At 72.1% G+C, this 9,586-nt stretch carries 12 protein-coding genes; 9 read left to right on the forward strand and 3 right to left on the reverse strand.

The window, feature by feature from the left end:
- Together FHP29_RS04965 and FHP29_RS04975 are read left to right on the forward strand one after the other, a co-directional pair.
- Positions 1-260, forward strand: a 260-nt coding sequence (locus FHP29_RS04965) for an HNH endonuclease signature motif containing protein (protein WP_205013878.1), incomplete at its 5' end; no start/stop codon positions are given.
- Between the two features lie 678 nt (positions 261-938).
- A complete protein-coding gene (locus FHP29_RS04975) occupies positions 939-2,045 on the forward strand; it encodes a hypothetical protein (protein WP_139621742.1) in 1,107 nt (368 codons plus the stop codon).
- A gap of 39 nt (positions 2,046-2,084) precedes the next feature.
- On the opposite strand, the gene FHP29_RS04980 is transcribed toward FHP29_RS04975, so the two are convergent.
- A complete protein-coding gene (locus FHP29_RS04980; protein ID WP_139621743.1) occupies positions 2,085-2,450 on the reverse strand; it encodes an MmcQ/YjbR family DNA-binding protein in 366 nt (121 codons plus the stop codon).
- 161 nt (positions 2,451-2,611) lie between these two features.
- Here FHP29_RS04980 and FHP29_RS04985 point away from each other — a divergent pair, with 161 nt between their 5' ends.
- The 6 genes from FHP29_RS04985 to FHP29_RS05010 all read left to right on the forward strand — a co-directional run bounded on the left by FHP29_RS04985 (position 2,612) and on the right by FHP29_RS05010 (position 7,930).
- A complete protein-coding gene (locus FHP29_RS04985; protein ID WP_139621744.1) occupies positions 2,612-4,387 on the forward strand; it encodes an ABC transporter ATP-binding protein in 1,776 nt (591 codons plus the stop codon).
- Entirely contained in the window at positions 4,384-6,201 is a 1,818-nt protein-coding gene (locus FHP29_RS04990) for an ABC transporter ATP-binding protein (RefSeq protein ID WP_139621745.1), read from the forward strand. Before FHP29_RS04985 ends, FHP29_RS04990 begins: the two co-directional genes overlap by 4 nt.
- Positions 6,201-6,569 (forward strand): phosphoribosyl-AMP cyclohydrolase, encoded by a 369-nt coding sequence (gene hisI / locus FHP29_RS04995; RefSeq protein ID WP_139621746.1) that lies wholly within the window; start codon positions 6,201-6,203, stop codon positions 6,567-6,569. Before FHP29_RS04990 ends, hisI begins: the two co-directional genes overlap by 1 nt.
- Positions 6,562-7,224, forward strand: coding sequence for a Trp biosynthesis-associated membrane protein (locus FHP29_RS05000; protein WP_139621747.1), 663 nt, complete (start codon positions 6,562-6,564; stop codon positions 7,222-7,224). The genes hisI and FHP29_RS05000 overlap by 8 nt, the downstream gene beginning before the upstream one ends.
- 74 nt (positions 7,225-7,298) lie before the next feature.
- Complete coding sequence (locus FHP29_RS05005) at positions 7,299-7,499, forward strand: HGxxPAAW family protein (protein ID WP_139621748.1); 201 nt, start codon at positions 7,299-7,301, stop codon at positions 7,497-7,499.
- 11 nt (positions 7,500-7,510) lie between these two features.
- Positions 7,511-7,930: a DUF2752 domain-containing protein gene (locus FHP29_RS05010; RefSeq protein WP_139621749.1), complete on the forward strand. Its 420-nt coding sequence runs from the start codon at positions 7,511-7,513 to the stop codon at positions 7,928-7,930.
- A 28-nt stretch (positions 7,931-7,958) separates the two neighbouring features.
- On the opposite strand, the gene FHP29_RS05015 is transcribed toward FHP29_RS05010, so the two are convergent.
- Both FHP29_RS05015 and FHP29_RS05020 read right to left on the reverse strand, forming a co-directional pair.
- Positions 7,959-8,393 carry a DUF4190 domain-containing protein gene (locus FHP29_RS05015; RefSeq protein WP_158296468.1) on the reverse strand — a complete coding sequence of 145 codons (435 nt, stop codon included), beginning with the start codon at positions 8,391-8,393 and terminating at the stop codon, positions 7,959-7,961.
- Positions 8,394-8,484: 91 nt separating this feature from the next.
- Positions 8,485-8,817 (reverse strand): DUF4190 domain-containing protein, encoded by a 333-nt coding sequence (locus FHP29_RS05020; protein ID WP_192903967.1) that lies wholly within the window; start codon positions 8,815-8,817, stop codon positions 8,485-8,487.
- Positions 8,818-9,021: 204 nt separating this feature from the next.
- Here FHP29_RS05020 and FHP29_RS05025 point away from each other — a divergent pair.
- A partial coding sequence (locus tag FHP29_RS05025; RefSeq protein ID WP_240044316.1) for an indole-3-glycerol phosphate synthase TrpC occupies positions 9,022-9,586 on the forward strand: 565 nt, incomplete at its 3' end.

The following is a 9,586-nucleotide window of genomic DNA, read 5'->3' on the forward strand; positions in this document are numbered from 1 at the left end:
TCCCCCACGCCGAGGGCGGTCCCACCGCCGTCGGGAACCTCGCACCGTTGACCCGGACCCATCACCGGATCAAGACCCACACCGGCTGGGAGGTGCGACATCCGTTCCCCGGGATCGTGATCTGGCGCGATCCCCACGGGGCCCACTACCTCATCGACCCGACCGGCACGAGACGCATCACCCCCACCCCGGCGGGTGACACCCCGACCCGCATGGAGACCTACGCGACCACCCTCGCCCTCAACTACCTCGCCGCCTGAGGAGGTCCGCGAGGTTCTCCAGGACGTACACGGCGGGACCGCTGTCGCTGGTCAGCGCCACCACGAGCCGGTCGCCCCAGACGGTCAGGATGCCCGTGGAGAAGGACCTATCGACCGGGACAGGAACGGCACGCCATGCCTTGCCGTCGGTCGACATCCACACGACGGGTCGTCGCCTGCTCCCGCTGTACTGCATGCCCGCGGCGACGAAGCCGTGCGGGACGGCGACGATCTCCCCGACGTAGTCGCCGTCCTCGCCGATCTCAAGTGGCGTGAAGGCCGACGAGCGTCATCGGCAGAGCGTCGGTGGCGCCGATGCCCGCGCTCACGGTCAGGGTCGGCGCCTCTGGGAGAGCCGAGTCGCCGACGGTGATCGGCGTCCATCGTGCGTCGACGGTGGCGGGATGGTCGGGGGGCGCGCCGGCCCCGGACCCGGTGCAGGCGCTCGTGGCGAGCGCGACGATGACGGCGAGGGTCCCGAGACGGACTCCGAGGGGTGTCCATGGCGCCCGATCATGACCGAGTCCCGCCGCTCGACGTCGCGCGTTGTCCACAGGCACTCGTTGTCCACAGGCTCGAAGATCGCCCTTGCCGCGCGGCGTACGACGGACGTTGGCTTGCGCCATGTCTCGGAAACAGCCGGGCGGGTTCCGCCGCCTCCCACGCGTCGCTGACCAGATGAACCACGAGCTGCTGGAGTACGTCCGCAGATCCCAAGCCGCCGAGCGCTCGGGCGATCCTCATGCCGCACTCGAGTGGCATCGCAGCGTGCCGATGTTCCGACGCAACCGGCACGTGTGGCTGCTGGAACAGCTGTCGCTCGTCGGCGAGGACTCGATGCCCGAGTGGGCCTGGGCCCGCTGGATCACCTATCAGGCGATTCGCTGCGAGTCGGGCGACGCGGGCGCCATCGGCAGGACGTTGCTCGAGCTCCTGGTCGAGTCGGTCCACCAGGATCTCCTCCAGGAGTGCTTCGATCGCCAGGGCGACCCGATCAAGGTCGTCGCCGCCGTGGCGGGGGAGTCCTGGGTCTACCACCAGACGGCGGCCCACGCCTCGGACATGGTGGAAGCCTTCCTCCACGAGTTTGCCGACGGGACGCTGGCCGAGCACGCCGACCTCGCCCGCCGCTGGGTCGGTGCCACGATGAGCGGCTACCAGCTGCTGGAGAGCCGTCCCGGCGCCCGCCTCGTCGTGCGTGAGGCGGGAACGGAAGCGACCGTCGAGCTCCTCGATCTCGGGGCCCGCTCGGTCGCACCGGACGGCTGGGTCATCGGCAGGCTCGTCCCCAGCGGCATCGGCGATCTGTCCATGTTCGACATGACGCCCTTCGCGGTCGATGAACCGGTCGCCCGTGAAGTTGCGGCCACCGGCAACTGGTTGCACCCGCTCACGAAGCCGCACCGCGCCGGAGAGGTCCCGTCGAGCGCGTTGCTGCGCGAGGACTACGAGCTGGTCACCGACGTCGCCGCGCTCGACCTGGTCCGCTTCGGGACGAAGCCGGCCGACCTCGAGCGCACCATGGACAGCCTGCGCGGCGGTCGCGACGAGGTGACCCGCGCGTCGTACCGGATCCTCTCCGCCGCCGTCGCCGGAGACCTGCCGCCCGAGGACCAGGCGTACGTCGCCGCCGCGGCGCTCGGGCCGCGCGTGCACGACGACGTACGACGCAAGCTGGTCCGGTCAGGTCACCCCGAGCCGTGGGTCACCTGGGCCGGCCGGACGCCGAACCCCGCGCGTGCGCGGCTGCTCGAGCTGGCCGAGTCCGCGCGGGCCTCCGCGTGAGGTGGAGGGTGCGGCTTTCCAGGATCCCGGGGCTCCTGCTCAGCCCTCCCAGCCCGCCGGCCGCCGCGACTTCGGCAGCTTCGACACGACGGCTCGATAGGACCCGTCGACCGCCTCGAGGATCTCCTCGTCCGGGATCGCGCCGGCGAGGGTGAGGTTGTTCCAGCCCGAGCGGCCGATGTAGGGCATCACCGTGGCGTCGTCGGGGTAGCGGTGCAGCCATTCGTCGGCGACCTCACGGGTGGCGCCGGCCTTGACGCCGACGTGGTCGCGCGCGAGGAAGGCGAAGATCTTGCTGTGCTCGCCCTCGCCGACCTTGATCACCGGATACTCGTGGTCCCACGGGTTGTCCGGCCACGCGCCGGGCTTGGCGAGGCAGTGTGCGAGCAGGGTGTCGACGTCCACGTCCCGACGATATCCACAGGTCTCGCGACGGCCCGCGGTGGCTGAGCTGGCAAGAATGCCGGTCGATCGGCGCCCGAGCACGGGAAGCACCTGCTCCGAAGGAATACCGGGGTACGTGGGACGGTTGCGCCTCTTCGGGGCAAGCGCGAGCGAGGAGTCAGGTGGCCACGACAGGCAGGACGGGTACGACGACCGCCGGGTTCGGCGTGCTCTGGGTGGCGATCAAGCGCGAGCCCTGGATCTTCGCCCTCTCCACGATCGGCAGCCTGCTCTTCGGTGCCCTGACCGTCGCGGACGCCTGGGTTCTCGGCTGGTCGACCGACCACGTCGTGCTGCCGGCCTTCAAGGACGGCGAGATCGGGAGCGGACTGCTCTGGGCGGTCCTCGGCCTGTTCGTGGGAGTGGCGATCCTGCGCGCGGTCGGCATCGTCGCGCGCCGGCTGGGAGCCGGCGTCATGCAGTACCGCATGCAGGCGCACAGCCGCCGCGCCGTCACCCGGCAGTACCTCCGTCTCCCGATGGCCTGGCACCAGCGCCATCCCACGGGCGAGCTCCTGTCCAACGCGAACTCCGACGTCGAGGCCGCGTGGGGCCCGATCGCGCCGCTGCCCATGGCTGTCGGAACGGTGGCGATGATGGTCATCGCCGTCGTGCAGATGCTGCTGACGGACCTGGTCCTCGCGGCGGTCGGCCTGCTCGTCTTCCCACTCGTCATCGGCGTCAACGTCGTCTACCAGCGCCTCGCCCAGGGCTGGGCGACCCGCGCCCAGGAGCTGCGCGCGGAGCTCTCCGAGATCGCGCACGAGTCCTTCGACGGCGCCCTCGTCGTCAAGACCCTCGGCCGTGAGCCGGAGGAGACGCAGCGCTTCCGCGCCAAGGCCGAGGAGCTGCGCGAGGCCAACATCCGGGTCGGCCGGATCCGCGCCGCCTTCGACCCCACCCTCGCCGCCCTGCCCAGCCTGGCGGTCCTGGTCGTCCTGGTCATCGGCGTGCACCGCGTCGTCTCCGGCGCCACCGTCGCCGGCGACGTCGTCACCGTGTCCTACCTCCTGACCGTCGTCGCCTTCCCGATCCGCTCGATCGGCTGGCTGCTCGGCGACTTCCCCCGCAGTGTCGTCGGCTACCGCCGGGTCGCGGCCGTGCTCGCCGCCACCGGAGCGATGGAGTACGGCGACCGGCCGGCTCCGCAGCACGACGGCGGCGCCCGCCTCGAGGTCGAGCGCGCCGCCTTCGCCTTCACTCCGGGCCGGCCGCTGCTGCGCGACGTGACCTTCGAGGTCGAGCCGGGACGCACCGTGGCGCTCGTCGGCGCGACCGCATCGGGCAAGAGCACCCTCACGGCGCTCCTCGCCCGGCTGGTCGACGTGGACGCCGGATCGATCCGGGTCGACCGCGCCGACCTGCGCGAGCTGCGGCGAGGCGAGCTCGCCGAGGTGCTGGCCGTCGTGCCGCAGAGTGCGTTCCTGTTCGACGACACCGTGCGCGACAACGTCACGTTGGGTGCGGCCGTGGCCGACGACGAGGTCTGGGCGGCGCTGCGCACCGCGCAGGCGGACGGCTTCGTCGCCGCTCTGCCGCAGGGCCTCGACACGCGACTCGGCGAGCGCGGCACGTCGCTGTCGGGCGGGCAGCGGCAACGACTCGCGCTGGCCCGGGCGCTGGTCCGGCGTCCGCGGCTCCTCGTCCTCGACGACGCCACGTCGGCCGTCGACCCCGAGGTCGAGGCCCGGATCCTGGCGGGCCTCGGCGCCGAGGAGACCACCCTCGTCGTGGTCGCCTACCGCAAGGCCACGATCGGCTTGGCCGACGAGGTCCTCTACCTCGTCGACGGCCGGATCGCCGACCGCGGACCGCACGACGAGCTCGTGGCTCGCAATCCCGACTACGCCCGCCTCGTCAACGCCTACGAGACCGAGCACGAGGAGGCGACAGCATGAGCACCACCCTCCGTGCCCCGGAGCACACCCGCCTCGCGACCGGCGACGACATCGGCGCGTGGGAGACCATCCGCCGCGGCATCCGCCACTCGCCCGAGCTGGTCGAGGGCATCGGCTGGACCCTGGTCCTCGCCGTGCTCGCCTCGGTCGGCCAGGTCATCGTCCCCATCGCGGTCCAGCAGACGATCGATAAGGGCCTGCGCGGCCCGGACGGCCCCGACCCGACCTTCACGACCTGGCTCGCGCTCGCGGCGGCCGGCGCCATCGTGGTGACGAGCTGGGCGTCGTACGCCATGACGGCGCGGCTGTTCTCCTCGGCCGAGCGCGGCCTGGCGACGCTGCGGGTCAAGGCCTTCCGCCACGTCCACGACCTCCCGCTGCTCACGCAGAACACCGAGCGTCGCGGCGCGCTGGTCTCCCGGGTCACCAGCGATGTCGACCAGGTCAGCCAGTTCCTCGTCTTCGGCGGACTGATCTTCGTCGTCAGCATCGGGCAGATGCTGATCGCGACGGTGGTGATGGTGGTCTACAGCTGGCAGCTCGCCCTCGTCGTGTGGCTCTGCTTCGCGCCGCTCTTCTTGAGCCTGCGCTTCTTCCAGCGCAAGCTCGCCGCCGCCTATGGCACCGTACGACGGCAGGTCGGCGTCCTGCTGTCGGCGGTCTCCGAGCCCGTCGTCGGCGCGGCCGTCGTGAAGTCGTACGCGATCGAGGCGCGCACCCAGGAGCGCATCGACACCGCCATCGAGGCCCACAAGGCGGCGAGCACCCGGGCGCAGGGGTTCACTGCTTTCTCGTTCAGCCTGGGCGGCATCTCCGCCGGGGTGGCGAACGCCGGCGTGCTCATCGTCGGCATCTGGCTCGGCCAGGGCTTCGCGTGGGGTGCGGGCATCACCGCCGGCGAGGTGCTCGCCTTCGCCTTCCTGGTGACGCTCTTCGTCGGACCGGTGCAGATGGGCACCCAGATCCTCACTGACGCCCAGAACGCCATCGCCGGCTGGCGCCGCGTCATCGGCATCCTCGACACCCCGGCCGACCTGGTCGATCCGGGACCGGACGGTCGAAGCCTCCCGAAGGGTGCGATCGACGTCCGCTTCGAAGGCGTCTCGTTCGCCTATCCCGGCGGCACGGAGGTGCTGAGCGACATCGAGCTCGTCGTCCCCTCGGGCCAGCGGGTGGCCATCGTGGGGGAGACCGGGTCCGGGAAGTCGACCATCGCCAAGCTGCTCACCCGACTGATGGACCCCAGCCGGGGCCGGGTGCTGCTCGACGGCATCGACCTGCGCGAGATCGACGAGGACGCCCTGCGCCGCAGCGTGGTGCTCGTGCCGCAGGAGGGATTCCTGTTCGACGACACCCTCGCTGCCAATGTCCGCTACGGCCGTCTCGGCGCGACCGAGGAGGAGATCCGCGAGGCGGCCGAGGTCATCGGGCTCGGGGACTGGCTCGCCGGACTGCCCGACGGGATCGGGACCCGCGTGGGCCAGCGCGGCGAATCGCTGTCCGCGGGGGAGCGCCAGCTCGTCGCCCTGCTGCGCGCCCAGCTCGCCGATCCCGACCTGCTGGTGCTCGACGAGGCCACCAGTGCCGTCGACCCCGAGCTGGAGACGCGGATCGGACGCGCGCTCGAGCGGCTGATGAGCGGGCGCACGTCGGTGACGATCGCCCATCGCCTCTCCACTGCCGAAGCCGCCGACGTCGTCGTGGTGGTCGACCGCGGTCGGATCGTGCAGCACGGGCCGCACGTCGAGCTGGTGTCGCAGGAGGACACCCCCTACGCGAGGCTGCACGCCTCGTGGGTGGCGCAGCACGGATAATGGAGCCCGTGACCGCCCTCCCGACCGAGATCGCCGACCGCCTCAAGCGCACCCCCGACGGGCTGGTGCCTGCGGTGGTCCAGCAGCACGACACCGGCGAGGTGCTCATGCTCGCGTGGATGGACGACGAGGCGCTGCACCGCACGCTCACGACCGGACGCGCGACGTACTGGAGCCGGTCGCGCCACGAGTACTGGGTCAAGGGCGAGACCTCCGGCAATCCCCAGCAGGTCAAGGAGGTCCGCCTCGACTGCGACGGCGACACCCTCCTCGTCAAGGTCGACCAGGTCGGCGTCGCCTGCCACACCGGCGCCCGCACCTGCTTCGACCAAGGTCTGCTCGAAGGGGGAGGGCCGCTCGGTGGCTGAGGCCGACGGCCCGGCCCGACGCGCCTTCGGGCCCGTCGTCCTGCTCGGCCTCGTCGGCAGCGGCTTCGCCGCGGTCGCCGGGCACAAGGCGATGCTCGCGATCCCCGAGTCCACCCTGACGGCGGCGGGCGGACTGGCCCCCGGCGTCGAGGAGCGCTCCGTGGAGTTCCCGCTCGCCGGCGCCCTGGCCCTGGTCGCCCTCGCCGCCTGGGGGGTCCTGCTGGTCACCCGCGGCATCGTCCGGCGCGGCGCGGCGCTCCTCGCGCTCATCGCGGCGGCCGGGATCCTCGTCGTCGTGGTCATCGGCGGGTTCGTCCAGCACGACGACGCCGCAGCCGACCTGGCCGCCCGGCTGGGGCTCAACGCCGCCGCGATCGACGTCGAGCGCACGGGGTGGCTATGGGTGGCGCTCGGCTGCGCTCTGATGGCGCTCGTCGCCGCCGGCGCGGCCGTGCGCCTGGTGCCGGCGTGGCCCGAGATGGGCACCCGGTACGACGCCCCGACCGGCGCCTCGACCGGCGCCCCGGCCGCCGCCGCGTCCGCCCCGGGGCAGGAGCCCTCCGAGCAGTCCAACCTCGACCTGTGGAAGTCCCTCGACGAGGGCCGCGACCCGACCGACGGCCCGACCGATCGCCCCGGCCCACCGACCCCCTAGACTCTGGTGGTCGAGGTGCGGGGCCGCCCGCGGCCGAGCCTCGAAACCCCACCTAGCGCGAGGAGTTCCCACCCATGGCCGAGAACCACGGCAACACCCCCGCGGCCTGGACCGCCGTCCTGGTCTCGCTCGTCGGCTTCGTCGTGGGCGCCATCGGCATGTCACTCCACCCGCTCAACTGGCCCCTGTTCTGGATCGGCACGGTCGTCGTGCTCGCCGGTGGCGTCGTCTTCCTGGTGATGGCCAAGATGGGCCTCCACGAGGCCGGTCACTGAGCCGAGTGATCGTGGACCGGGCCGGCGCGAGGACGCGCTGGCGCCGGATGGTGCCGCCGGCGGCGGTCATCGGCGGCCTCGGCGCGGCGACGATCGCCCTCCACCTGCGCGACCCCCACGACCAGGGCAGCTGGGGCCTGTGCCCCTCGGCCGCCATCGGGATCTACTGCCCGGGCTGCGGGGGCCTGCGTGCCGTCAACGACCTCACCGACCTGCAGCTCGGAGCGGCCGCCTCCAGCAATCTGCTGTTCGTCCTCACGCTGCCGTTCGTGATCTACGCCCTGGCGCGGTGGACCTACGGTCGCTGGACGGGCGAGGCCTGGGTGGTCTCCGAGCGTCGCGCGGTCCTGCTGACCGCCGTGCTGTTGGCCTCGATGCTGCTGTTCGCCGTCGCGCGCAACACCGCCGCGGGGTCCTGGCTCGCGCCCTGACCCCCGCGGTGGGTGAATCAGGCTCCGGTCACTGGTAGGAGTAGTCGAACGCCCCGACGACGAACACCAGCACGACGCTGGCGATGCCGAGGACGATACCGAGACCCCCGGTGACGATCCCGGCCACGGCCAGCCCGTCGCCGGTCTTGGCGCCGTTCGACTGCTGGATCTCCTTCTTGGCCAGCACGCCGCAGATGACGGCGACGATGCCGACCACACCGAGGGCGCCGCAGCAGCAGACACCGACGAGGCTGACGATGCCGGTCACCAGCGAGGCGATCGCCAGTCCGGACTGCTGGGGCGCCGGCTGGTAGCCGTAGCCGCCGGGGCCGCCCCCGTAGCCCCCGTAGCCCCCGTAGCCCCCGTAGCCGCCGGGGCCGCTCGGTCCGCCGTACGGGATGTAGCCGCCGGACGGGGGTGGCGGCGGGGTTCCGTACGGCGGCGGGGGCTCGTTGTTGCTCACGTCGTCTCCTGAGGGCTGGGGCTGGGTCCGGGGGAGATGCGAGCGCCCCCCGGCGCAGGGCCGGGGGGCGCTCGATCGGCTCAGATGGGGCTCAGTTGGAGCCGAGCGCGGCGAGGAAGATGATCGCGTAGATCACGATCACGATCACGGACCACGCGGTGCCGATGATGCCGCAGATCCAGCCGGCCTTGATCAGGCCCGCGTTGTTGTAGTTGGCGGTCTTGCTCTCTTCGAGGGCCTTCTTGCCCATGATGATCGCGGGGATGCCGGTGAAGATTCCGCAGCACACGATGCTCAGGATGCCCAGGACGAGGATGAGCGTGCCCTGCGGGTGGTCCCCGCCACCGACGTTGCCGCCGTATCCGTAGCCGCCGGCGGGCGGCGGGGGCGGGGTGCCGTAGTTCGGCGGCTCGTTGTAGCTCACGATGAGTCCCTTCTCAGGTCTGCGGTTGGTTCTGGTGTGGCCCGACCGAGTCGCGGGCGGTGTGTGGAACCCTAACGGCCCCGTGCCACACTCGACACCGTCGGTCTTCGGTGTCGTCGACCCTGCCCCGCCCGGGGCCTTTTCAACCAGGCAGTCTCAAACCAGCCAAATCCAGTCAGTCTCGAAACGTCACGGAGGCGTCAGATGTCGGCCCCCCAGGCCTCCCAGCCCACGGTGCTCGACGGGATCGTCGCCGGAGTCCTCGAGGACCTGGCCCTCCGTCAGGAGACCACGTCGGAGGCGGACCTGCGCGCGGCGCTCGCCGACGTCGACCCGCCGCGCGACCCGATGCCCCACTTCCGCGCGCCGGGCTCGAGCGTCATCGCCGAGGTCAAGCGCCGCAGCCCCAGCAAGGGCGAGCTCGCCGACATCCCCGACCCGGCCGCGCTGGCGCAGGAGTACGCCGCGGGCGGGGCCGGCGCGATCAGTGTGCTGACCGAGCAGCGCCGCTTCGGCGGCAGCCTCGCCGACCTGCGTGCCGTGCGCGCCGTGGTCGACGTGCCGGTGCTCCGCAAGGACTTCATCGTCACCGAGTACCAGCTCCTCGAGGCTCGCGCGGCCGGCGCCGACCTGGCGCTGCTCATGGCGGTCTCGCTGCCCGGCGAGCGGCTCCGCCGGCTGCACGACTTCGCCCGCGAGCTCGGGCTCACGGTCCTCCTCGAGGTGCACGACGAGGAGGAGACCGCCCGCGCGGTCGAGGTCGGCGCCG

Source organism: Nocardioides albidus (genome assembly GCF_006335005.1).
Lineage (GTDB): Bacteria > Actinomycetota > Actinomycetes > Propionibacteriales > Nocardioidaceae > Nocardioides > Nocardioides albidus.

Excerpts from the sequence above, each read along its gene's own strand:
- FHP29_RS04975 (WP_139621742.1), top strand. The coding sequence starts at position 939 with ATGAACCACGAGCTGCTGGAGTACGTCCGCAGATCCCAAGCCGCCGAG.
- FHP29_RS04990 (WP_139621745.1), top strand. The coding sequence starts at position 4,384 with ATGAGCACCACCCTCCGTGCCCCGGAGCACACCCGCCTCGCGACCGGC.
- hisI (WP_139621746.1), top strand. The coding sequence starts at position 6,201 with ATGGAGCCCGTGACCGCCCTCCCGACCGAGATCGCCGACCGCCTCAAG.
- FHP29_RS05005 (WP_139621748.1), top strand. The coding sequence starts at position 7,299 with ATGGCCGAGAACCACGGCAACACCCCCGCGGCCTGGACCGCCGTCCTG.